The sequence below is a fragment of the Vibrio sp. RE88 genome (assembly GCF_013113835.1).
Taxonomy (GTDB): domain Bacteria; phylum Pseudomonadota; class Gammaproteobacteria; order Enterobacterales; family Vibrionaceae; genus Vibrio.
Window position 1 is genome coordinate 276,175 of the sequence record NZ_VTYQ01000007.1, and the last position, 24,680, is coordinate 300,854.

Annotated in this window: 22 protein-coding genes; 11 read left to right on the forward strand and 11 right to left on the reverse strand. The window is 46.6% G+C overall.

Annotated elements, in window-relative coordinates:
• Positions 1-123: 123 nt before the first annotated feature.
• A complete protein-coding gene (locus tag F0265_RS17810) occupies positions 124-1,794 on the reverse strand; it encodes a SulP family inorganic anion transporter (protein WP_171749885.1) in 1,671 nt (556 codons plus the stop codon).
• Between the two features lie 353 nt (positions 1,795-2,147).
• Between F0265_RS17810 and can the strand changes: the two genes are divergently transcribed.
• A complete protein-coding gene (gene can, locus F0265_RS17815; RefSeq protein ID WP_171749886.1) occupies positions 2,148-2,807 on the forward strand; it encodes a carbonate dehydratase in 660 nt (219 codons plus the stop codon).
• A gap of 57 nt (positions 2,808-2,864) precedes the next feature.
• On the opposite strand, the gene hpt is transcribed toward can, so the two are convergent.
• On the reverse strand, positions 2,865-3,395 hold the full coding sequence (hpt, locus tag F0265_RS17820) for a hypoxanthine phosphoribosyltransferase (RefSeq protein ID WP_171749887.1): 531 nt from the start codon (positions 3,393-3,395) through the stop codon (positions 2,865-2,867).
• 306 nt (positions 3,396-3,701) lie between these two features.
• On the opposite strand from hpt, the gene F0265_RS17825 reads away from it, so the two are divergent.
• Positions 3,702-4,307, forward strand: coding sequence for a LuxR/HapR/OpaR family quorum-sensing transcriptional regulator (locus F0265_RS17825; protein WP_171749888.1), 606 nt, complete (start codon positions 3,702-3,704; stop codon positions 4,305-4,307).
• Positions 4,308-4,428: 121 nt separating this feature from the next.
• On the opposite strand, the gene lpdA is transcribed toward F0265_RS17825, so the two are convergent.
• The 7 genes from lpdA to xerD form a co-directional block, all read right to left on the reverse strand.
• Positions 4,429-5,859 carry a dihydrolipoyl dehydrogenase gene (gene lpdA, locus F0265_RS17830; protein ID WP_038163319.1) on the reverse strand — a complete coding sequence of 477 codons (1,431 nt, stop codon included), beginning with the start codon at positions 5,857-5,859 and terminating at the stop codon, positions 4,429-4,431.
• 255 nt (positions 5,860-6,114) lie between these two features.
• Positions 6,115-8,016 (reverse strand): pyruvate dehydrogenase complex dihydrolipoyllysine-residue acetyltransferase, encoded by a 1,902-nt coding sequence (gene aceF / locus F0265_RS17835; protein WP_038163316.1) that lies wholly within the window; start codon positions 8,014-8,016, stop codon positions 6,115-6,117.
• Positions 8,017-8,035: 19 nt separating this feature from the next.
• Positions 8,036-10,699 (reverse strand): pyruvate dehydrogenase (acetyl-transferring), homodimeric type, encoded by a 2,664-nt coding sequence (gene aceE, locus F0265_RS17840; protein ID WP_171749889.1) that lies wholly within the window; start codon positions 10,697-10,699, stop codon positions 8,036-8,038.
• 48 nt (positions 10,700-10,747) lie between these two features.
• The gene (gene pdhR / locus F0265_RS17845) at positions 10,748-11,515 is read right to left on the reverse strand and encodes a pyruvate dehydrogenase complex transcriptional repressor PdhR (RefSeq protein ID WP_006958126.1); all 768 of its coding nucleotides are present in this window, start codon (positions 11,513-11,515) and stop codon (positions 10,748-10,750) included.
• A gap of 496 nt (positions 11,516-12,011) precedes the next feature.
• Entirely contained in the window at positions 12,012-13,748 is a 1,737-nt protein-coding gene (recJ, locus tag F0265_RS17850) for a single-stranded-DNA-specific exonuclease RecJ (RefSeq protein ID WP_171749890.1), read from the reverse strand.
• 148 nt (positions 13,749-13,896) lie between these two features.
• Positions 13,897-14,649 carry a thioredoxin fold domain-containing protein gene (locus F0265_RS17855; protein WP_006958128.1) on the reverse strand — a complete coding sequence of 251 codons (753 nt, stop codon included), beginning with the start codon at positions 14,647-14,649 and terminating at the stop codon, positions 13,897-13,899.
• A gap of 40 nt (positions 14,650-14,689) precedes the next feature.
• A complete protein-coding gene (xerD, locus tag F0265_RS17860) occupies positions 14,690-15,586 on the reverse strand; it encodes a site-specific tyrosine recombinase XerD (RefSeq protein ID WP_171749936.1) in 897 nt (298 codons plus the stop codon).
• Positions 15,587-15,749: 163 nt separating this feature from the next.
• Here xerD and fldB point away from each other — a divergent pair, with 163 nt between their 5' ends.
• Positions 15,750-16,271 carry a flavodoxin FldB gene (fldB, locus tag F0265_RS17865; RefSeq protein WP_171749937.1) on the forward strand — a complete coding sequence of 174 codons (522 nt, stop codon included), beginning with the start codon at positions 15,750-15,752 and terminating at the stop codon, positions 16,269-16,271.
• Between the two features lie 128 nt (positions 16,272-16,399).
• Here the strand turns inward: fldB and ampD are convergent, their stop codons facing one another.
• On the reverse strand, positions 16,400-16,945 hold the full coding sequence (gene ampD / locus F0265_RS17870; protein ID WP_171749891.1) for a 1,6-anhydro-N-acetylmuramyl-L-alanine amidase AmpD: 546 nt from the start codon (positions 16,943-16,945) through the stop codon (positions 16,400-16,402).
• A gap of 131 nt (positions 16,946-17,076) precedes the next feature.
• Between ampD and nadC the strand changes: the two genes are divergently transcribed.
• The 8 genes from nadC to yacG all read left to right on the forward strand — a co-directional run bounded on the left by nadC (position 17,077) and on the right by yacG (position 24,053).
• Positions 17,077-17,964 carry a carboxylating nicotinate-nucleotide diphosphorylase gene (gene nadC, locus F0265_RS17875; RefSeq protein WP_171749892.1) on the forward strand — a complete coding sequence of 296 codons (888 nt, stop codon included), beginning with the start codon at positions 17,077-17,079 and terminating at the stop codon, positions 17,962-17,964.
• Between the two features lie 227 nt (positions 17,965-18,191).
• Positions 18,192-18,632 carry a prepilin-type N-terminal cleavage/methylation domain-containing protein gene (locus tag F0265_RS17880; RefSeq protein WP_171749893.1) on the forward strand — a complete coding sequence of 147 codons (441 nt, stop codon included), beginning with the start codon at positions 18,192-18,194 and terminating at the stop codon, positions 18,630-18,632.
• A 2-nt stretch (positions 18,633-18,634) separates the two neighbouring features.
• The gene (gene pilB, locus F0265_RS17885; protein ID WP_171749894.1) at positions 18,635-20,281 is read left to right on the forward strand and encodes a type IV-A pilus assembly ATPase PilB; all 1,647 of its coding nucleotides are present in this window, start codon (positions 18,635-18,637) and stop codon (positions 20,279-20,281) included.
• 8 nt (positions 20,282-20,289) lie between these two features.
• Positions 20,290-21,504 (forward strand): type II secretion system F family protein, encoded by a 1,215-nt coding sequence (locus F0265_RS17890; RefSeq protein WP_253809500.1) that lies wholly within the window; start codon positions 20,290-20,292, stop codon positions 21,502-21,504.
• 49 nt (positions 21,505-21,553) lie between these two features.
• Positions 21,554-22,423 carry an A24 family peptidase gene (locus F0265_RS17895; RefSeq protein ID WP_171749895.1) on the forward strand — a complete coding sequence of 290 codons (870 nt, stop codon included), beginning with the start codon at positions 21,554-21,556 and terminating at the stop codon, positions 22,421-22,423.
• A 1-nt stretch (position 22,424) separates the two neighbouring features.
• Entirely contained in the window at positions 22,425-23,033 is a 609-nt protein-coding gene (gene coaE, locus F0265_RS17900; protein WP_171749896.1) for a dephospho-CoA kinase, read from the forward strand.
• 33 nt (positions 23,034-23,066) lie between these two features.
• Positions 23,067-23,807 (forward strand): cell division protein ZapD, encoded by a 741-nt coding sequence (gene zapD / locus F0265_RS17905; RefSeq protein WP_171749897.1) that lies wholly within the window; start codon positions 23,067-23,069, stop codon positions 23,805-23,807.
• A gap of 51 nt (positions 23,808-23,858) precedes the next feature.
• Positions 23,859-24,053 (forward strand): DNA gyrase inhibitor YacG, encoded by a 195-nt coding sequence (yacG, locus tag F0265_RS17910; RefSeq protein ID WP_019277521.1) that lies wholly within the window; start codon positions 23,859-23,861, stop codon positions 24,051-24,053.
• A 262-nt stretch (positions 24,054-24,315) separates the two neighbouring features.
• Here the strand turns inward: yacG and rplS are convergent, their stop codons facing one another.
• Positions 24,316-24,669, reverse strand: coding sequence for a 50S ribosomal protein L19 (gene rplS, locus F0265_RS17915; RefSeq protein ID WP_006958143.1), 354 nt, complete (start codon positions 24,667-24,669; stop codon positions 24,316-24,318).
• Positions 24,670-24,680 lie beyond the last annotated feature (11 nt).

The following is a 24,680-nucleotide window of genomic DNA, read 5'->3' on the forward strand; positions in this document are numbered from 1 at the left end:
AGTTTATCGTTGAATAACGATGAATACAATTACACGATTCGATTTATTTGGAAATATGAAGTGTTGTAACTCTGTTGCAAAAACGCCGCTGAGAGTCAGCGGCGTGGGTAGATATTTGTCAGTTTAAACAGCTTGAAACTGATGCTCATCACTCTCGACGTGTTTCAAGGCTGCTTTGAGAGCCTCGTAACGGAACCTGTAGGTGTTGTCTTGAGGTACTAAATCAATAACATGGAACTTTTCCAATTGTTGGCGAGTGCTTTCATTCGGACACAGAAGATAAACTTCGCAATTCGCTTCAAGAGCATCTTTAATCGCATTTTCCAGTGCCAACCCGACCGTTACATCAATCATAGGCACGTCCGTCAGGTCGAGGATCATCACTTCGTAATCGGAAATACTGCTATGCTGGCGTGAGATCGCTTTCGAAACGCTAAAGATCATCGGCCCAGACAAATAGAAGAACAGTACTTTATCATTCGCTCTATCCAGTAAGCCTCGCTCACTATCCGTAAGAGGAACATCATCTTCGTCGGCATCACTGATGGCTTTGACCTGACGCGCTTGCTCACGGCTCAAACGTTCGATGATGATGATGTTAGAAATGAACACCCCAAGTCCAACCGCCACTATCAAGTCGACAAACACCGTCAGTAACATCACACCATACATGATCGCCATACCGGCAAAGCTGACTTTGTGCGCACGCTGGATGAAACTCCAATCTAGGATGTTGAAACCAACGTAAACGGCGATACCAGCCAAAACTGCCATTGGAATCGGCTCTGTGAGTCCTCCAGCGACCAAAACTACCAACGCCAGCATCAATGCACGAATAACACCGGACAGAGGAGAGCGAGCACCGACTTGGATGTTCGTCACGGTCCCCATGGTTGCACCAGCACCCGGTAGTGCGCCAAACAGGCCTGAGATCATATTTGCCAAACCTTGGCCACGCAGTTCTTTATCCGAGTTGTGTTCTTTACGCGTCAGTGAGTCACCAATAACCGCGGTCAACAGAGTATCAATACACCCGAGTGTCCCCAATACCAGCGCATCAATGACCATCTCAGTAAACATTGAAGCATCGATATGCGGAATCACCAGCGACGGTAAACCCGCCGGTATCTCACCAATGCGGCGGATAGCCTCAGTATCGAAGATAATGACGGATAACAGAGTAACGGCAATCAATGCCACTAGCTGAGCAGGAACGTATCTACGGTATTTTTTCGGGAAGAAGAACAAGATTCCTAAGGTCAGCAGGCCAAGAAATAGCTCGCTAAACTTCATGTTAGCAACGGTATCAGGGAGCGCGGACAACGTGCCGAGTACACCTCCAGAAGGAGCCGCATGACCAAGCAGTGGCGATAACTGTAGGATAATGAGAATCACCCCAATCCCTGACATAAAGCCAGAAATCACACTGTACGGCATCAAGGTGACGTATTTTCCGAGCTTTAATGTTCCAAGCAAGATCTGAAATGCACCGGCCATCATCACGACCGTGAAGGTCATCGCCATCCCTGTCTCAGGGTATTTGGCCATCATACTGGTAAGGACGGCTGTCATGATCACCGTCATTGGGCCTGTAGGCTCAGAAATCAGCGAGTTGGATCCACCAAATAAAGAGGCGAACAAACCGACCAAGATAGCTCCCCAAAGGCCAGCTTCGGCGCCAGCACCAGAGGCCACACCAAACGCCAGTGCCAATGGCAGAGAAATGATAGCGGTGGTCACTCCACCAAAGACATCTCCTTTTAGATTGATATCTTCAAAACGACTTCCAAACACAACTCGGCTCCACTGCTTAAAAAATGCTATTTTGATACTCGGTAATGAAAGTTACTCATAAAACGAACGTTTTCTGAATAACCTTATTAAAAGTGGTTAATTTAAGTAAATATTGACGCTATCTTCGGAGAAATACCATCAAACCTCGAACTTTAACAAATACCCTAGCTCAAAGTTAGTGCGATTCTAGTCCCAACAGGCACACGTTATAACTCTTTGTTAGGTTCGCGACTAAGTTTATGGTTTTTAACGATAGAACACGTCAGATGAGTACCTTTTTACACAGTTTTGACAGGAACGAAATTGTAACATTGTGTATAGTAGCGAAAGAATTGTTAAGGATTGATTGTAAGATGCCGGAAATAAAACAGCTTTTTGAAAACAACTCAAAGTGGTCTGAATCCATTAAGGCTGAACGACCAGAGTACTTTGCAAAACTTGAAGAAGGCCAGAACCCTGGATTCCTTTGGATCGGTTGTTCGGACAGCCGAGTACCTGCTGAGCGCCTCACTGGCCTGTATTCAGGCGAGCTATTCGTTCACCGAAATGTCGCAAACCAAGTGGTCCATACGGACCTGAACTGTTTGTCTGTGGTTCAGTACGCGGTAGATGTACTGAAAGTGAAGCACATCATCATCTGTGGTCACTATGGCTGTGGAGGAGTGAACGCAGCAATCGATAACCCGCAATTAGGGCTGATTAACAACTGGTTGCTGCACATTCGCGATAACTACCTCAAATACAAAACAGAAATCGAATCATTGCCACGCGATCAGTGGGGCGACAAACTGTGTGAAATCAACGTGGCTGAGCAGGTATACAACCTCGGTAACTCAACGATCTTACAAGGAGCCTGGGAACGCAGTCAGGAGATTCAAATTCACGGCGTTGTCTACGGTATCGGTAATGGCAAACTGCAAGATTTAGGTGTGCGCTGCTCAAGTCGAGAAACGCTAGAAAGCAGCCATCAGGAAGCCTTAGACAAAATTCTATCTTCACCTGTATTAGGCTAGATAATAAAAGACCCGCATAAAGCGGGTCTTTTTACATTCGTATCGGATAACGTCCGTTTATTCCTGAGGAACCACTTTACCAATGTATGGTAAATGACGGTATTTCTGCGCGTAATCAATACCGACGCCCACAACAAACTCATCTGGGATAGCAAAGCCGATCCAATCAACAGGCACTTCAACTTCACGACGAGAAGGCTTATCAAGCAGCGTACAAATCGCAATTGACTTAGGTTCACGCAGAGTCAGGATTTCTTTAATTTTGTTCAGCGTGTTGCCCGTATCAATGATGTCTTCAATGATCAGTACATCTTTACCTTTGATGTCATCATCCAGATCTTTCAGAATGCGCACATCTCGCGAGCTTTCCATCGTATTGCCGTAACTAGAAGCAGTCATGAAATCAACTTGGTGAGTCAATTCAATCTTTCGAGCCAAGTCTGCCATAAAGACAAATGAGCCACGTAGCAGGCCAACCAGCACCAAATCTTCGCTGCCTTGGTAGTGAGCGGTAATCTCTTTACCTAATTCACTTACGCGTTCCTGAACTTCTTGCTCAGAAATCATTACTTCTACTGTATGTTTCATACCAATCTCATTTTCTGCATTAGCGAATACCCACTAAATACTAGTTTATATACCGCCAGATGATTTTAAGCGCGTAGTTTAACACCACTATGCAGCAGGAGAAACGTTTGCTTGATTAAAGGCTGCAATAAACATATGCAACTACATGATCATTAGCACGGTATTAATAAAAATGATTATTAAATGAACTGAAATCGTTGACCTAATTCATATGCACCATTACACTCATTACTGCGAAAGCAATAATAAAATACTAATTAGGGCAAAAGCCCACATATACAACTCAATTGGCAAGGAAATATAACTATGGATTCTATAGCTAAGAGACCGCGTACGCGTCTTTCACCACAAAAACGTAAACAACAACTGATGGAAATCGCATTAGAGGTGTTTGCTCGTCGTGGTATTGGTCGCGGTGGTCATGCTGACATTGCAGAAATCGCTCAGGTTTCTGTGGCTACTGTTTTTAACTACTTCCCAACCCGTGAAGATCTGGTTGATGATGTACTTAACTACGTAGTTCGTCAGTTCTCAAACTTCCTATCAGACAATATCGACCTTGATATTCATGCAAAAGAAAACCTGCGCAACCTGACTTCGGCGATGGTTGACCTTGTTGTCAACGACTGCCACTGGCTTAAAGTTTGGTTCGAGTGGAGTGCATCAACACGTGATGAAGTATGGCCGCTGTTTGTAACGACAAACCGCACCAACCAGCTTCTGGTTCAAAACATGTTTATCAAGGCAATCGAGCGTGGTGAAGTATGTGATGATCACGATCCAGCAGACCTAGCGACACTGTTCCACGGTATCTGCTACTCACTGTTTGTACAGGCCAACCGTACTCAAGATGATGAGTCTGTAAGCCGCCTGACACAAAGCTACCTAGATATGCTTTGCATCTACAAGTAAGCTAACCAGTGTCATATGAAGCCGGTTATCCACCCGGCTTTTTTGTGCCTGATGTAACCCCTCAAATATAAAAAAACCGCTGATTACTCAGCGGTTTTTATCATTCAATCTTTAAGAGAAGTTACTTCTTCTTTTTAACTGCTTTTTTGTTTGGAAGGTCGGTGATAGAGCCTTCGAATACTTCAGCAGCCAGACCAACAGACTCGTGTAGAGTTGGGTGAGCGTGGATAGTCAGAGCGATATCTTCAGCGTCACAACCCATCTCGATAGCCAGACCGATTTCACCTAGTAGTTCGCCACCGTTAGTACCAACGATCGCACCACCAATTACACGGTGAGTCTCTTTGTCGAAAATAAGCTTAGTCATACCGTCAGCACAGTCAGATGCGATTGCACGGCCTGATGCAGCCCAAGGGAAAGTCGCCACTTCATACTTGATGCCTTCTTCCTTCGCTTCTTTCTCAGTCTTACCAACCCATGCCACTTCTGGCTCAGTGTAAGCAATTGAAGGAATAACTTTAGGATCGAAGTAGTGCTTCTTACCAGCAATAACTTCAGCAGCAACGTGGCCTTCATGCACACCTTTGTGAGCAAGCATTGGTTGACCAACGATATCACCGATAGCAAAGATATGAGGTACGTTTGTGCGAAGCTGCTTGTCTACATTGATGAATCCACGCTCATCAATTTCTAGACCCGCTTTCTCGCCGTCGATAAGCTTACCGTTTGGTACGCGGCCGATAGCCACTAGAACTGCATCATAGCGCTCTGCTTCAGCAGGTGCTTTCTTGCCTTCCATTGACACGTAAATACCGTCTTCTTTTGCTTCAACTGCTGTCACTTTCGTTTCTAGCATTAGGTTGAACTTGTTCTTCACACGCTTAGTGTAAACTTTAACGATATCTTTATCTGCCGCAGGGATAACCTGGTCAAACATCTCAACAACGTCAACTTTAGAACCTAGTGACTGGTAAACTGTACCCATTTCTAGACCGATGATACCACCGCCCATGATAAGTAGTTTTCCAGGAACTTCTTTCAGCTCTAGTGCATCTGTAGAGTCCCAAATACGTGGGTCTTCATGCGGGATGAATGGCAGTTTAATAGGACGAGAACCAGCAGCAACGATAGCGTTATCGAAGTTTACAGTTGTTGTTTCACCTTCGCCTTCTACAAGGATAGAGTTAGGACCAGTGAATTTACCGTAACCGTTAACAACCGTCACGTTACGCATCTTAGCCATACCGCTAAGACCACCAGTCAGTTGGTTAACAACTTTCTCTTTCCAGATACGAATTTTGTTGATGTCAGTTTGCGGCTCACCGAATACAACGCCGTGATCTGCCATAGCTTTCGCTTCTTCAATAACTTTAGATACGTGAAGAAGTGCTTTAGATGGGATACAACCCACGTTTAGACATACACCGCCAAGAGTGGTGTAGCGCTCGATAATTACAGTCTCAAGACCTAAGTCTGCACAACGGAAGGCAGCGGAGTAACCAGCAGGACCAGAACCAAGTACAACAACTTGGGCTTTAATTTCTTTGCTCATTTTGACCTCTTGTAGTCATTATCCCTAACAGGCTGAGTGGGTATTGATTCTTTTGTTTAAGAGTGGTTGGTTTTAAACAGTTATTTTCAGACCGCCAACAGTTTACAGAGATGTTAATGGTGTGAAAAGCAATTCCATTTAGCCTGTGAGCTAGCCAACAATTCAGTAAGGAAAACGTTCTCCTTCACTCAATCGTCAGATGTTTCTATTAACAGAGGCGGCTAAAAAGGCCGCCTCTCAATCATCTCAATTCAATTAAAGAACCAGACGACGGATGTCTGATAGCGCACCGTTTAGGAAGGTAATGAAGCGCGCACCTTCAGCACCATCGATCACACGGTGGTCGTATGATAGAGATAGTGGAAGCTGTAGGCGAGGTTCGAACTCTTTACCGTTCCATACAGGTTTCATTTCAGACTTAGACACGCCAAGGATACCGACTTCTGGTGCGTTTACGATTGGCGTGAACGCAGTACCGCCGATGCCACCTAGGCTTGAGATAGTGAAACAGCCACCTTGCATGTCAGCCGCAGTTAGCTTACCTGCACGTGCTTTCTTAGAAACAGCCATTAGCTCTTCAGATAGCTCGTAGATGCCTTTCTTGTTCACGTCTTTAAAGACAGGAACAACCAGACCGTTTGGCGTATCTACTGCGATACCGATGTTCACGTATTTCTTCAGAATGATGCTTTCGCCATCTTCAGACAGAGAAGAGTTGAACGCTGGGAACGCTTCAAGCGCTTTAGCAGCCGCTTTCATGATGAACACAAGTGGTGTGATCTTCATGCCAGTGTCTTTCTTCGCTTCGATAGCGTTCTGCTCTTTACGGAACGCTTCTAGCTCAGTGATATCAGCGTTGTCCCACTGTGTAACATGAGGGATCATTACCCAGTTACGGTGTAGGTTTGCACCTGAGATCTTCTTGATCTTAGAAAGCTTCTGAACTTCAGTTTCACCGAACTTGCTGAAATCAACTTTAGGCCAAGGCAGTAGACCAAGCGCTGCGCCGTCGCCTTTACCAGATGCTGCTGCACCTGCGCCAGACTCAAGACGCTTAAGTGCGTCTTTCACGTAGGCTTGAACGTCTTCTTTCAGGATGCGGCTCTTACGGCCAGAACCTTTAACTTTAGACAGGTTAACGCCAAACTCACGCGCTAGACGACGAACAACAGGAGACGCGTGTGCGTACTCGTTGTTCTCTTGGAAATCGCCAGTCGTTGCTGGAGCTGCTGCCGCTGGTGCTTCTGCTTTAGGAGCTGCTGCAGGTGCCGCCGCTTGAGCTGGAGCCGCTGCAGGAGCAGGTGCTGCACCCGCCACTTCGAAGACCATGATTAATGAGCCAGTAGACACTTTGTCGCCAGCTGCAATCTTGATTTCTTTAACCGTACCCGCAAATGGTGCTGGAACTTCCATTGAAGCTTTGTCGCCTTCTACAGTGATTAGAGATTGCTCTTCTTCCACTGTATCGCCAACTGCAACCATGATTTCAGTCACTTCAACTTCATCGCCACCGATATCTGGAACGTTCACTTCTTTCGCTGCAGACGCCGCTGGAGCCGCTGCTACTGGAGCTTCTGCTGCAACAGGTGCCGCTGGAGCGCCAGAGCCTGCTGTTTCGAATACCATGATAAGTGAGCCAGTCGATACTTTATCGCCTGCTGCAATTTTGATCTCTTTCAGCGTACCAGCAAATGGTGCAGGTACTTCCATAGATGCTTTATCGCCTTCTACAGTGATTAGAGATTGCTCTTCTTCGATGCTGTCGCCAACTGCAACCATGATTTCAGTGACTTCAACTTCATCGCCGCCGATATCTGGTACGTGAACTTCTTTCAGTTCACTTGCAACAGAAGGGGCCGCAGCTGCTGGAGCTGGAGCCGCTGCTGGTGCAGCCTCTGCCGTAGCAGGTGCAGCGTCAGCTGCACCCTCGGCTTCGAAAATCATGATTAGAGAACCAGTAGAAACTGAGTCGCCTTCAGCAACTTTGATTTCTTTAACGATACCCGCTTGAGATGCAGGAACTTCCATAGAAGCTTTATCGCCTTCAACTGTGATCAGAGACTGCTCTTCTTCAACCTTGTCGCCAACGCTTACAAGAATTTCAGTAACTTCAACCTCATCCGCACCGATGTCTGGTACATTAATTTCGATTGCCATTTCTTATTTACCTTCTCAATTAAGCGTATAGCGGGTTAGTTTTTTCAGTGTCGATGTCGAATTTAGCAATCGCTTCAACGACTACTGACTTCTCAACATCACCACGCTTAGCCAGTTCACTTAGCGCTGCTACAACAACGTAACCTGCGTTCACTTCGAAGTGACGACGTAGGTTCTCGCGGCTGTCTGAACGACCAAAGCCATCAGTACCCAGCACTTTGTAAGACTCAGAAGGCATGAACGCACGAACTTGTTCTGCGTAGTTCTTCATGTAGTCAGTCGCTGCGATTGCTGGCTCGCTGCCCATCACTTCTGCGATGTAAGGCACTTTTACGTCAGCTTCTGGGTGTAGCATGTTGTCACGCTCTACCGCTTGGCCGTCGCGAGTCAGTTCGTTGAATGACGTTACAGAGAACACGTCAGACGCGATGCCGTACTCTTCACTTAGGATAGTCGCTGCTTTACGTACTTCGTTCATGATAGTACCAGAGCCCATTAGCTGAACTTTAGACTTGTCACCTGCGTAAGACTCAAGCTTGTAGATACCCTTACGGATGCCTTCTTCAGCGCCTTCTGGCATTGCTGGCATTGCGTAGTTTTCGTTCATTACCGTTAGGTAGTAGAACACGTTCTCTTGGTTCTCACCGTACATGCGACGGATACCGTCTTGCATGATTACCGCAACTTCGTACGCGAATGTTGGGTCGTAAGAGATACAGTTAGGAACTGTGTTCGCCATGATGTGTGAGTGACCGTCTTCGTGCTGTAGACCTTCACCGTTTAGCGTAGTACGACCAGCAGTAGCACCTAGTAGGAAGCCACGAGCTTGTTGGTCACCCGCCATCCATGCCATATCACCTACACGTTGGAAACCAAACATTGAGTAGTAGATGTAGAATGGAATCATTGGCAGATCGTTGGTGCTGTAAGATGTCGCAGCAGCAACCCAAGAAGCCATTGAGCCTAGCTCGTTGATACCTTCTTGTAGAACCTGACCAGATGTCGCTTCTTTGTAGTAAGAAACAATGCCTTTATCTTCTGGCGTGTATTCCTGACCGTGCGGGTTGTAGATACCGATCTGACGGAATAGACCTTCCATACCAAACGTACGTGCTTCGTCACAGATGATAGGAACGATGTTCTTACCGATGTTCTTGTTCTTAAGCAGGATGTTAAGCGTACGCACATAAGCCATTGTTGTAGAGATATCACGCTTCTGCTCGCTTAGTAGCGGCGCGAACTCTTCTAGCTCAGGTACTTTGAATTCTTGAGTAAAGTTAGGTAGACGCTGTGGCGTGTAACCTTTTAGCTCTTTACGACGAGCGTGTAGGTATTCGTATTCCGCTGAACCTTCTTCAAGTTTCAGGTACGGAAGTTCTTTAACCGCTTCGTCAGTTAGGATGTCTTGAAGACCTAGACGATCACGTAGGTGTAGTACGTGAGTCATGTCCATCTTCTTAACTTGGTGCGCGATGTTCTTACCTTCAGCCGCTTCACCCATGCCGTAACCTTTAACAGTCTTAGCTAGGATTACTGTTGGACGACCTTTAGTTTCTGCCGCGTTTTTGTATGCTGCGTACAGTTTAGAAGACTCGTGACCACCACGCTTAAGTGCGAAGATTTCGTCGTCTGTCATGTCTGCAACGAGTGCAGCTGTCTCTGGGTATTTACCAAAGAAGTGCTCACGTACGTATGCGCCATCTTTAGATTTAAATGTTTGGTAGTCACCGTCTACAGTTTCGTTCATTAGCTGTAGAAGTTTGCCAGACGTATCTTTAGCAAGTAGTGCATCCCAGTTGCTACCCCAGATAACTTTAACAACATTCCAGCCAGCACCCTTGAATAGGCCTTCTAGCTCTTGGATGATGCTACCGTTACCCATTACAGGGCCGTCTAGACGCTGTAGGTTACAGTTAACTAGGAAACATAGGTTGTCTAGTTTCTCACGCGCAGCGAAAGACAGTGAACCACGTGATTCTGGCTCATCCATCTCACCGTCACCTAGGAACGCGTATACACGTTGAGCTGTCGTGTCTTTCAGACCACGACCGTCAAGGTACTTAAGGAAACGCGCTTGGTAGATCGCAGAGATTGGGCCTAGACCCATAGATACCGTTGGGAATTGCCAGAACTCAGGCATCAGTTTAGGGTGCGGGTATGATGGAATACCTTTACCGTCTACTTCTTGACGGAAGTTGTCTAGCTGCTCTTCAGTTAGACGACCTTCAACGAATGCACGAGAGTAGATACCTGGTGAGATGTGACCTTGGTAGTACACTAGATCGCCACCGTCCGTCTCGTTTGGAGCGCGGAAGAAGTGGTTGAAACATACTTCGTAGAATGCAGCAGAAGACTGGAAAGACGCCATGTGGCCGCCTAGCTCTAGGTCTTTCTTAGATGCACGTAGAACGATCATGATTGCGTTCCAGCGGATGATGGAACGAATACGGCGCTCAAGTGTTGTGTCACCTGGGTAAGCTGGTTCTTGATCTGCAGGAATCGTGTTGATGTAGTTGGTTGTGATTCCAGTTGGCATGTCAACACCGTCTAGACGTGCTTTGTCCAGAACTTGCTCTAGTAGGAACTGAGCACGCTCTACACCTTCTTCACGTACAACTGACTCAAGGGCTTGTAGCCATTCTTGAGTTTCCAGTGCGTCTACGTCATGCTTCATATCAGACATGGCGATCTATCCTTCTGTTGGTTGGATCTACTTATTTAAGTAACGCTCTTACGAGTCGTTACCCTGCTGAATTCGACGCAAAGATCGCTCACGGCGAGACTCTTCACGACTCAAATCCAACAATGTTTCTTCAATATAAGCTAAGTGTGAGTGCGACATTTCACGCGCCTTTTCTGGCTGACCAGAAACGATCGCATCAACGATATTAGCTCGGTGTTTACTTACTTTTTCCACCACTTCATCGCGGCGATGTAAGAGCTTAAGATTCTGAAGGACGTTTTGCTCCAGCAAAGGGGCCAAACTGCGAACAATATGAAGCAGGACAACGTTGTGCGCCGCTTCAGTCAAAGCAATCAGAAACTGCATGACTGCAGCCGCTTCCGCTTCAACATTCTTCTTCGTTTGCTCTTCGCTGATGTTTTTCAGGCAAGCCTGAATACGGGCAAAGTCCTCATCGGTGCCACGAACTGCTGCAAAATAAGCAGAGATACCTTCCATCGCATGGCGCGTTTCCAGTAAATCCAGCTGTGTTTCCGAGTGGCTAGACAATAAATTTAGCAGAGGATCTGAAAAACTCGTCCAGATATTCTCACTAACAAATGTGCCACCACCCTGGCGACGAGTAAGAAGACGTTTGGCTTCGAGGCGTTGAATCGCTTCACGGATTGAAGGACGAGACACATCAAACTGCTTTGCCAGTTCGCGCTCTGGTGGCAACTGCTGCCCCGGAGACAATGTTCCTTCCACAATCAGCCGTTCTAACTCTTGTTCAATTACATCAGAGAGTTTTGGCTGACGAATCCTTTGATAAGCCATAGTTGTTGTTCTTCTACTCTTTGCAGTCAATTGGTATTACCAATTTTAAGTTGGCGACGAAATTAACATAATTAAAACGCAAGTTCCAGTCATAAATTGACCCACATCATAGAACAAGCCACGCGTCAACACTTTGATAACATTAGCTGATTAAAACAGCAATCAAATTGGTCTGACCAATTACAAAATATAAACAGATGGGAATAAATCGTGCTAGCAATCACACTTTAATTGGCTAGTTTTAAAGGAGTATGAACAGAATATGTCGGTAAAAGATGGGAAATTTCGGGATGCGGGATGCGGGATGCGGGATGCGGGATGCGGGATGCGGGATGCGGGATGCGGGATGCGGGATGCGGGATAATTCTATCCCTTTAGTGAAAGGTGCCGTCAACCTCTTCCGATAAATCTACAACACCTTACTCTCAAAGGACGCAGACCGTTCCCGCTTCCAGCAGCGAAGCACTCTGTTATCCACAGAGCGCTGCCCGTGCCTTTATTTCGCTTCGATATGGTCAATCATCAATTGCAACGACTGATTACCGCGAAACTCGTTGATATCCAGCTTGTAAGCCAAACGTACGGTTTTCACTGACGCATCTGGCCAGCGACGCAGATCGACATTAAAAGCAATACCATCAATCATGATGTTGGTCGGATGACCTTTATGTAGAGGCTCCAGCATCAGCTTAAGGTGTTTTTCTCCCACCAGTTTCTGATGTAGCACTTTAAACTCGCCATCAAACAAGGGCTCAGGGAACGCTTGCCCCCATGGTCCACCAGCACGAAGCATCTCTGCGATGTGCATTGAAAACTCTTCCGGCTTCAATTCACCGTCAGACAAAATCACACCTTTGAGTGCGGCGTCGTCCAGCTCTTGTTTCACAGCCTCATCAAACAACTGAGCAAATCGTTCGAAGTTTTTTTCCATGATCGTCAGGCCAGCAGCCATGGCGTGACCACCAAACTTGAGGATCAGACCGGGATTTTGAGTATCAATACGATCGAGAGTGTCACGCATATGCAGGCCCGGAATCGAACGACATGAGCCCTTAATGCTCCCTTCGCCACCATCCGCGAAGGCAATCACAGGGCGATGGAATTTTTCTTTGATTCGAGATGCCAAAATGCCGATCACCCCTTGGTGCCAGTCACGCTGAAAAAGCACCAGCCCATGAGGCATATCCTTGTCACCAAACTGAAGACGCTCACAGAAAGCCATCGCTTCCTGCTTCATGCCTTCTTCAATTTCTTTACGCGTTTGGTTCAGGCCGTCCAGCTCACTCGCCATACGACGTGCAGCATGAATGTTGTTGGCCATCAAAAGCTCAACACCAAACGACATATCATCTAAACGACCAGCCGCGTTGATACGCGGCCCTAGTGCAAAACCGAAATCGGCAGCGACTAGTCGACGCGCATCTCGCTTTGCGACTTCAATCAATGCTTGAATGCCAGGTCGTGCTTTGCCAGCACGAATACGCTGCAGACCTTGGTGAACCAGAATGCGATTGTTTTCATCCAGAGGTACAACATCAGCAACCGTACCCAAAGCAACCAAATCGATCAGCTCCATCAGTTTAGGCTCTGCCATGCCCTGCTCGGCAAACCATCCCTGCTTTCTCATATGAACGCACAACGCCATCATGAGATAAAATGCCACTCCTACTCCAGCCAACGCTTTCGAAGGAAAAGCACACTCTTCGAGATTTGGGTTGACCATCGCATCGACGTTGGGTAACTCATGGCCCGGCAGGTGGTGGTCAGTAACTAATACTTTTAGCCCCTGCTCCTTGGCGTATCGCACACCATCAATTGAAGAAACGCCGTTATCGACCGTCATGATCACTTCAGCGCCAATCTCAATTGCCTGATCAACGACTTCAGGGCTAAGACCATAACCATCTTCAAAACGATTCGGCACCAAATAATCGACGTTATTGGAGCCTAGCATGCGTAATGCAATCACAGACAAGGCCGAACTGGTTGCCCCATCGGCGTCGAAATCTCCGACAACGATAATGCGTTTATTACCCTGAATAGCTTCAAATAGCAGTTCGACCGCGGCGTCAATCCCGTGCAGTTTTTGATAAGAATGCAAGGCACGAGCCGTCGTTTCTAACTGCTGAGCACTGGTGATACCACGTGAGATATAAATACGCTTAAGAAGTGGAGCAATGTCGGTGGATAGCAGACTGAGATCAACCTCAGGCCGGCGTTGGATTTCGATCATAGATTGGATTGAGCCTTGTTCTTGGGCAGGACGCCTGAATAGCGAACAAGTTAACAGATGAGAATCTTATATCAACCTAATTCATGACATAGGATTCTCATCACAAGATCGCTTGTCAGGCGCTCAAAACGTAACTCTGGAGATTAAGTTACGATTTTTGTGTTTGTTGCAGGCGTTGCAGCATCTGCTCTGGTGGTAAGTAGCCACCAACCATTTCACCGTTTGGTAGGAAAATCGCTGGCGTACCGCTGATACCTAACTCACGTCCAAGCGCGTAATGCTCTTTGATGATTTCCTGATACTTGGCGAAATCTTTGCTCTTCTCAGGGAATTCACGTTTTACCTTGCCGTTATGCATGGCAGCTTGTGGATCATCCGAACCCCAAATCGTTGCCATTTGATCCGCAACAGAACCCGTTGCGCCCTGACGTGGGTAAGCCATGTAACGAATAGTAATACCCAAGTCGTTGTAGTCTTTCATTTGGCTATGAAGACGCACACAGTAACCACAAGTAATATCCGTGAAAACAGTGATAACGTATTTCTCGTCTTTGGCCTTAAACTCGATCATGCTGTCTTTGAAGGTTTCAATTTTAGCCGCATTGATCGGTGCCTGACGCTTCGCCAACACATCTTCATACTGACCATTACCATCAAGCTTATAAAGTGTACCCGCTAAAAAGTATTCACCGTCTGGCGAAGCGAAAAGAATTCCGCCACTAGTCTGCACTTCGACTAAGCCATCGATCTCTGCAGGAACGACTTGTTTCACTTCCAATCCTAGCTTGCCAAAACGCTCTTCAAGCTGAGCTTTATCAAATTTTACTTCCGCTGCAGATACTGCCTGTGCTGCCACGAGCAGTGGTAACGTAAGTAGAGTCATTCGGCGTAGTACGCTCATTCAATTCACCTTATTTTTTAATATGATAAGAGATAATCCCTTATGCTCTTGGATGATGTTCACTGTGTAGCTGTTTTAGCCGTTCTGTCGCTACATGAGTATAAATTTGTGTCGTCGACAAGTCGCTGTGCCCGAGTAGCATCTGCACTACACGCAGATCGGCGCCGTAGTTGAGCAAGTGCGTCGCAAAAGCATGGCGCAATACGTGAGGCGACAACATCTCGGTATCGATACCAGCCAAAACCGCATAATGCTTGATACGGTACCAGAATGTCTGTCGCGTCATCTGGCGCGCTCTTTTACTCGGAAAGACGACATCGGATGTAGTTTCCCCAAGTAACTCAGACCTGCCTTGTTGGATAAAAGTTTCAATCCAATCAACCGCATTTTCGCCCATTGGCACCAAACGCTCTTTGCCGCCTTTACCTGTCACACGGACAACGCCCTGACGAAGGCTGACGTTTTCCATCGTCAAGCTGACCAACTCAGTCACACGCAAGCCTGTCGCATAGAGTAATTCCAACATGGCTTTATCACGCAGTTCCATCGCATCGTTTGGATCCGGTGCATTCAGTAGCGCTTCAACCTGCTCTTCGCTCAGGTCTTTGGGTAGCCTCTTAGGCAACTTAGGGCTGACCAATAAAGCACTAGGATCATCCGCTCGCACTTTTTCTCGATGCAGATACTGAAACAAGCGACGAATCGCAGACAGCATACGGGCTCGTGAGGTCTGCTTGTAACCCTGATCCATTAACCAACTTTGGTAGTCCTGTAAACCAGACAAGCTAATAAAATCGAGCCTGTAGTTATTTTCAGTCATCCACCGGAGTAGTTTGGATAGATCATTGCGATAAGATGCCAGCGTATTTTCCGACAACCCTCGCTCCAACCACATCGCATCCAGAAACTGCTCCACCATCCCCTGATCGGGCGACATCACTTCTGACACAGTAGTCCTCAACTTTATGATATGCGCTCAATGTAAGTGCCACGTAGCAATAAAGCCATAAAAATTGCCATTCGATATGGATATTCGCTGCAAAGCTCGCCATTTTGTGTTTAGAATTCGCTATTGATTCAAAATAATGAAAAAGAAAGTGATGAAAATTGGTCTGTTTTACGGTTCTACGACTTGCTACACAGAAATGGCAGCGGAGAAAATGCGTGCCATCATAGGTGAAGAGTTGGTGGATATCCGCAATGTCAAAGAAACGCCTCTGGCAGAGATGGCTGATTATGACTTTCTGATTTTAGGCATTTCAACTTGGGATTTCGGCGAAATTCAAGAAGACTGGAATGAGATATGGGATCAAATCGATGGTGTATCGCTAAATGGCAAAACCGTCGCATTGTACGGCTTAGGCGATCAAGAAGGCTATGGCGAATGGTATCTGGATGCAATGGGTATGTTGCACGACGAACTGAAGAAGACAGGTGCTAACCTGATTGGTTACTGGCCAAACGATGAAAGCTACGAGTTTGAAGCATCAAAGGCGCTGACCGAAGATGGTAGCCAATTTGTCGGTCTCGCTCTGGACGAAGATTCTCAGTATGAACTGAGCGACGAGCGTATCGCGACTTGGGTTGAACAAGTCTTGGTGGAATATCAGGAAACGCTATAAAAGCGGGATGCAGGAATGGGCTTCGCTCTACGGTTAACTGGATGAGCTAAAGTTGATCCACTTTGATTGAGCACTCAACTCCAGTTTTCCTGCAGCTCGTTCCCGAAGGACGCAGTTCGTTGTTATTGCTAAGAACGTAGCGCGTTTCGATACCTCACCCAATCAAACACCAAACCCGGATCAGTTTTACGCAGTGGAGCAATATATTGATGACCTGTGATTCTGGGTAAGGTGATTTTAGGGTAATGCTCTTGTATCGATTGGGTCAGTTCAGTGAGGGCTTGATATTGCTCATCGGTATACGCAACGTAGTCACAGCCTTCCAATTCAATACCAATTGAATAGTCGTTGCACTTTTCTCGACCTGCAAAACTTGAAACACCCGCATGCCACGCCCTTGCTGTAAACGGCACAAACTGCACCACCTCACCATCACGCCTTATCAGACAATGCGCAGAAACGCCCATCTGATGAATAACCTTAAAAAACGGATGCTCTTCAGCGTTCAGTTGCCCCGTAAAAAACTGCTCAATGTAAGGCCCGCCGAATTGGCCTGGTGGCAAGCTGATGTTATGTACCACCAGCAAGGAGATATCCGTTACATCGGTTCGTTGATCAAAAAAGGGAGACGGAACATGTCTGGCACCTTGATACCAACCGCTTTCATCAATCATGTTTGTCTCCTTTTGCTTACTAAGCTCTTGATTTTAGACTTTCAATGGTGAAATACCAGAATAATGGCTGAATTTCCCTCGCAGTCATCGTATCATGCGCACCTTATGTTCAACTGCCTATTAGATTTGCAATGAAAGAAACCCACAATAGCCAAGAACGTCTTGAATATTTGAAGCAGCATTTACCTCTGGAAATCTCTCGCTCCGTTACCGAAACCATAAAAGAAGATCTCGGTGGTACTTTAGATCCAGCCGCTGATATCACCGCAAGTCTAATCCCCGCTGATGCTCGCAACGAAGCCACCATCATTACCCGTGAACACGGCGTATTTTGTGGTCAAGCTTGGGCTGATGAGGTATTCAAGCAACTGGGTGGTGAAGTAAAGATTGAATGGCACGTGCAAGATGGCGATACAGTTGAACCTAATCAGGTACTTTGTCACCTTTCTGGTCCTTCACGCGCGTTACTAACCGGCGAACGTAATGCGATGAACTTTATCCAAACCTTATCAGGTTGTGCCACTATTACTGCAGAGTACGCAAAGCATCTCGAAGGCACAAATTGTCGACTATTGGACACCCGTAAAACCATCCCAGGCCTACGTAGCGCACTAAAGTACGCAGTTGCGTGTGGCGGTGGTTTCAATCACCGTATCGGTGTTTTCGATGCCTATCTAATTAAAGAAAATCACATTATTGCCAACGGCGGCATCGCTCAAACGATTAAGAACGCTAAGCAGTTGAACCCGGGTAAACCTGTTGAAGTTGAAACAGAAAGCTTAGAAGAACTGACTGAGGCCATTGAGGCCGGTGCTGACATCATCATGCTTGATAACTTCACTACCGACATGATGCGTGAAGCGGTAAGAATTAATGCTGGTCGCGCTGCGCTAGAAAACTCAGGTAATGTCACTCTAGAAACCCTGCGTGAATACGCTGAAACGGGGGTCGACTACATTTCTGTTGGCGCTCTCACCAAGCACGTCAAAGCCATGGACTTGTCGATGCGCTTTAAATAGTCCAATGAAATAGAGAAAAAGGGAGGCGATGCCTCTCTTTTTTCGTTTTGAAAGCCGTCCCTCTCCCGAGCATAAAGTGTCTCAGATCGACTTCACGTGAAACTCGCATGTGAAATACTAACTAATCACCACTTACCTACTCGACTCCCCACTTCACCAAAGTATTCTCAATCTTTCTCTAACAATTACTCTTCAGCGACTCAAATCGAACAGCGTTGGAGAGCAACATGACTTTATCCAGAGTCAATACACCACGAGGATTTACCCTGATAGAACTAATGATCGTTGTAGCGATCATCGGCATATTGTCTGCTTTTGCCGTACCTGCCTACCAAAACTACACCATGCGTGCCCATGCAAGCGATATGCTAAGTACCACTTCTTCAATGAAGACCGCTGTGGGGATATGCTTGTCAAATAATGCTTCAGCCGCTAGCTGCACTTCGGGCAGTAACGGCATACCCTCTCAGCAAAACTTCAACGGTTTCTACGTTTCAGCTCAGGCAAGCGGAGCTATTAGCATCATCAAAGCCGCATTGTCTGGAGCGAAAGGATCACTGCCGAGTAACGCCAGCGTAAGTCTGACTCCTGATGCTTCCAACAGCGGGCTATCGTGGACTGTTAGTTGCAGCGGCACAGACAGCCAAAACTGGTGCCCGAGTCACTAGCCATGAGTGAACTGCCCTTTTTGCTGAAAAAAGCAAATAAAATTAGTGAAGAACAAGCCCTGCAAGCAATATCAGCTACAGAAACCCGACAAATTGATGCGTATTCTGCTCTGCTAGAGATTAGTGACCTGACATCCAAACAGCTGACAGCAGCTATCAGTGAACTCTATGCTCTCCCCATCATGTCGTTAGATGACTTCGATTATCGAGCTTGTTGCGAGCAGGTCGGCCTTGGCGACTTAATTCGCAGCCACACGGCACTGCCACTAGAGGTAGAGCGACAACATCTTACTCTAGCGCTCGCCGATCCTTCCATTTCTGAGATAGAACAGGAATTTCGTTTTGCAACTGGCCTAGCAATCAAACTCGTATTGGCCGAGTTACCGACTTTAGCCCGCGCGATAAACAACCTATATGGAGCTCAAAGCGCCAGCGACGCTCTAGGCTACAAAGAGCTTAGCGTCCTAGACCTTGAACAGTTAGTCGAAACTGAAGAACATGAATTAATAGACAGTGAGGATCTCAATCACGATAGCTCGCCAATCAGTCGCTATATCCAGCAGATACTGCTGGATGCAGTACGTAAGCAAGCTTCTGATATCCATTTTGAACCTCATGAATCATGGTTTCGCGTCCGGTTTCGTTGTGATGGCTTGCTTGTTGAAGTGCAGCGACCTCCTCAGCAACTATGCCAAAGGTTAACCGCCAGACTCAAAATCCTCGCTAAGCTGGACATCGCCGAGCGCAGACTCCCGCAAGATGGTCGTATCACTCTCAATGTGACTCAAACTGATTCTATCGACATACGTGTATCGACTCTGCCTACCATATGGGGTGAAAAAATTGTCCTTAGATTGCTCGACAACAGAATGACCAGCTTTGACTTAAGCAGCCTTGGCTACAATCACATTCAAAGCGAAAGCTATCGTCAGGCGCTGACCAAGCCTCAGGGACTCATTCTGATCACTGGCCCCACGGGAAGCGGTAAGACTCTGTCTTTATACAGTGGACTTAACATCATCAATCAGAATGAGATTAACATCGCGACGGCAGAAGATCCCGTAGAGATTCACCTAACTGGAATCAATCAGGTGCAAATTCAACCTCAAATCGGCTTTGATTTCGCTCAGGCACTCAGAGCCTTTCTACGTCAGGACCCCGATGTGGTTATGGTGGGTGAAATTCGCGATCAAGAAACTGCCGAGATAGCCACCAAAGCGGCTCAAACAGGCCATTTAGTCCTTTCAACACTCCATACCAACTCAGCAGCAGAAGCTATTCTTCGCCTCCAGAATATGGGAATAGAAGCTTTCAACCTTGCTGCTTCTCTTAGCCTCATCATTGCCCAGCGTTTGATCAGGTGCCTATGCCCTCAATGCAAGCACCCAACAAAAAACCAGACTGCCTACTACGAGGCTTCTTCTGAAGGTTGTCAGGACTGCAACCAAGGCTACTCAGGACGAACTGGTATTTATGAGGTACTCACCGTAACACCTGAAATTGCACAAGCCGTCAATGAAGGCTCCACTGCACTCCAAATTGAGGACTTAGCGATACAACAAGGCATGCAAACATTACAGCACGCGGGCTTAGAAAAATTGGCCCAAGGTATCACCAGTCAGGCAGAACTGCAGCGCGTGCTGTTCTAGTAATCTACATGCAAGCCAAATTGAGACTGTATCAATGGCAAGGTATCAACACATCAGGTGCTCGAGTTAGAGGGAAGATACTGGCAGTGTGTGAAGCGCAGGTGATTGACCAACTTAATGAACGCAACGTTCAAGTACGCCTAATTCATCATCGTTCTCCTTCCAGCTATCAGCAAATCAAACACCGTATCAAAGCCCGTGACATCACCCGATTCACACGTCAGTGGTCAACGATGCTGATGTCCGGCTTGAACATTACTGCATCGCTTAAACTGATTGCGAAAAACACTTATTGCGCTGAAATGAAATCTGTCCTGTGGCAGATTCAACAACAACTCCAGTCTGGTCAATCTGTTTCGCAGTCGCTCAAGCAATCATCTCGATATTTTGATGATCTTTATCTGGATATTGTTCGAGTGGGAGAACAGACAGGGCGCCTTTCCGAATCCCTAGAACGGATTGCGAGTTATCGAGAAAAGTCACAACAGCTCAAGGCCAAAGTCCTGCGTGCCGCTATATACCCCAGCATAGTGGTCATGACGGCGTTAATTGTCGCATTCTTAATGCTCACCCAAGTTATTCCTGAATTTGAGAGCATGTTTGTTGGATACGGGGCACAGCTGCCTTGGTTCACTCAGCAAGTGCTGGCCTTATCTCAGACAACGCAACATCACAGCATCCACCTCACGATAGGCCTTATTCTCACGGCTCTGAGTATTACGCTTGGTTATCGCTGTTCGCGTCGATTTCGCTTTTGGCTTGATGAAATCAAAACCCACCTGCCGATTATTGGCAATGTCATAGTGAAAGCTTCGTTAGCTCGCTTCAGTCATACGCTTGCCATTAGCCTGAACTCTGGCTTACCCATCATTTCGTGCTTAAATACCGCGGCACGTACCACAGATAACCGTCACTATCAGCGAATTATCGAACAAGTCACACAGCAGGTAAGTACTGGGGTTGCCCTGAATACGGCAATGCGCCAGTCAGGCCACATCCCTGAGCTTCTATTGCAAATGATCATGATAGGGGAAGAGTCCGGCCAGCTTGATAAGATGCTCAACCAAATCGCCAATCAATATGAAGCAGACGTTGAATCCGTCATCGAGAACCTAGGCAAAGCTATCGAGCCCATACTCATCCTGCTACTTGGCGGGTTAGTGGGAAGTTTGGTGATCGCTATGTATCTGCCTATCTTTAACTTAATGAACATTATGGGATAGTATATCCGCCATTACTCAAATATGACGTGCACAACCAGCTGAATCATTTATGGATCTGTTTAATTATTACCCGTGGTTGTTTCCCACACTTGCTACTATTTTGGGCCTGATCATTGGCAGCTTTCTTAACGTAGTGATCCACCGTTTACCTCAAATGATGGAACGGGAATGGCGACATGAGTGTGCTGAAAGCTTCCCAGAATACGGTATCGAGCCTCCACACGGCACCTATAACCTCAGTGTTCCTCGCTCCACCTGCCCAAGCTGTAAAACGCAAATCCGTAACCTCGACAACATCCCGGTGGTGAGCTGGCTGCTTTTACGTGGTAAATGTCGTGCCTGCCAAGCAAAAATAAGCCCTCGCTACCCGCTGATCGAGCTGCTTTCAGGCGCAATGAGCTTTGCTATCGCTTATCAGTTTGAACTGAACGTCTTTAGCATCGCCCTGCTGTTTTTTACCTTTGTCCTGATTGCGGCAACATTCATTGATTTTGATACCATGCTGCTGCCAGACCAGCTTACCTTTCCGCTCATTTGGTCGGGTATTGCTCTTGCCTTATTCGGCTTCAGCCCAGTTTCCCTGCAAGACTCTGTTGTTGGCGCCATGGCTGGTTATTTGTGCTTATGGTCTGTCTACTGGGGCTTCAAGCTGCTCACTGGTAAAGAAGGCATGGGCTATGGGGATTTCAAACTTCTTGCCGCACTCGGGGCTTGGTTAGGTTGGCAGTACTTGCCAGTTGTCGTGTTACTCTCCTCATTAGTAGGTCTAGTCTTTGGCATCATTCAGCTGCGACTACAAAAGCAAGGGATTGATAAGGCTTTTCCATTCGGCCCTTATCTCGCCATCGCCGGATGGGTCAGTGCGATGTGGGGAGAAAGCATCATAAATTGGTACTTCACACAAATTTTGGGGATCTGATATGCCTTTTGTTGTCGGATTGACTGGCGGTATTGCCAGCGGAAAAACCACCGTCGCCAACCTTTTTCACAGCCAGTTTGGCATCGACATTGTTGACGCTGATGTCGTGGCTAGAGAAGTGGTTGAACCCGGAAGCGAAGGGTTAAAAGCCATTGAGACGCGTTGGGGGTCGGATATCTTACTGCCAGACGGAACATTAAACCGAGCTAAGCTTAGAGAAGTCATCTTTACCAATGAAGAAGAAAAAGCTTGGATCAATGGATTGCTTCACCCCATGATTCGCAAAAAAATGCAGGCTGATATCGCTAAGGTTACGTCGCCTTACGGTTTGCTGGTGATTCCGTTAATGGTCGAAAATAACCTGCAGAGCTTGGCAGATCGAGTCTTGGTCGTTGATGTAGACAAGCAAACCCAAATGCAGAGAACGGTGGAAAGAGACGGTGTTCCTCTGGAACAAGTAGAGTCAATCTTAGCTGCGCAAGCTAGCCGCACACAACGACTGGCAATCGCAGACGATGTGATTAAAAATAATGCAACAAACCAAGAACTTTTGCCTCAAATCACAGAATTACATCAAAAGTACCTAGAAATATGTAGGGAAAATCGGTGAGAATAAAGGAAGAAGAATCTAAGGCCGCATGTAATGACAACGCACTTTTTTGAACATCCATTAAATGAGAAAACTCGCATATATTTACGCGTTGAAGCTTTGCTGAATCAGTTAAGTGTTTCTTCTCAATTTAGTGATGACATGCAGCACTTGTTGTTCTTTCGTTCCCTGTTTGATCTGTTAGAAATCTTCGAACAAATACAGTTAAAAAGTGAACTGGCCAAAGACATTGAAAAACAGCGCTTAACCTATCGCTCATGGCTTGATGTCGAAGGGGTCGATCAGGACATGCTAAGTAACATCCTAGCTGAAGTCGATAATGTGCACAGCAAGTTGATGGCGGCAGAGCGTTTTGGTCAAAGCCTTAAAGAAGATCGTTTTCTCAGTGCTATACGCCAAAGGTTTAACTTACCCGGTGGATCATGCTGCTTTGACCTACCAGCCCTTCACCATTGGCTGCACTTACCTGTAGAGCAAAAAACCAGAGACACTAACCTCTGGTTGGATACACTTCAGCCCCTGACAGACGCTCTCAAGCTTTGGTTACGCCTAACTCGAGAAACAGGTCACTTCCAACCACAAGAAGCCACCGCGGGCTTCTACCAAAGTGATGCTGAGGAGGCCAATATTCTGCGCCTCGAAATTCCAATGCAATACGGTGTGTTCCCTATGATTTCCGGCCATAAGAATCGTTTTGCGATTAAATTCATCAACTTTGCTTCGGGACAGGCTTCCGTCGATAACATTCAGTTCCGTCTGGCAGTATGTAGCTAGCTGAGATAGCGCTATACTCGACCTGAGTTAAACATTTTCAGAGATAATCCCATGTCCAAAATTACCATCGTACCTTGCCCAAAATGCGGTACAGACGTCGAGTGGGGAGAACAAAGCCCTTACCGTCCATTCTGCAGTAAACAATGCCAAATGATCGACTTTGGTGAATGGGCCGATGAAGAGAACAGTATTCCAGGCGCACCGGATATGTCCGATTCTGATGGATGGTCTGAAGAGCAATATTAATTGAGGCGTACCATTTACGCAGGAATAGAGGGCCGATGTGAGAACATCGGCTCTTTTATTATCTAACGTAACGCTCAGGTTGTTTTATCAAGCGACTTGTAGCTCAGGACGTAGATATTTTTCTTTCTAACCTAGAAAGAGGGGTTGAGTTTGGCAGTAAATGAGCGCCGATAACAACGGTAGATAGGAAGTTATAAGCAACGAATAAAAAAGCGGAGGCCTTAAGGCCTCCGCTAATATTATGAGAACGCTAGTTATAGCATTACTTCTTAGCAAGCTTCTCTTTAATACGAGCTGACTTACCAGAACGCTCACGTAGGTAGTACAGTTTGGCACGACGTACTGCACCGCGGCGTTTAACTTCAATGCTATCAACCATTGGAGAGTGAGTTTGGAACGTACGCTCTACACCTTCACCGTTAGAAATCTTACGTACAGTGAATGCAGAATGTAGACCACGGTTACGAACACCGATTACAACGCCTTCAAAAGCCTGTAGACGCTCACGGTCACCTTCTTTTACCTTAACTTGAACAACAACTGTGTCACCAGGTGCAAAGTTAGGTAGGTCTTTTTTCATTTGCTCTTCTTCAAGAGCCTTGATGATGTTACTCATTTTCAATATTC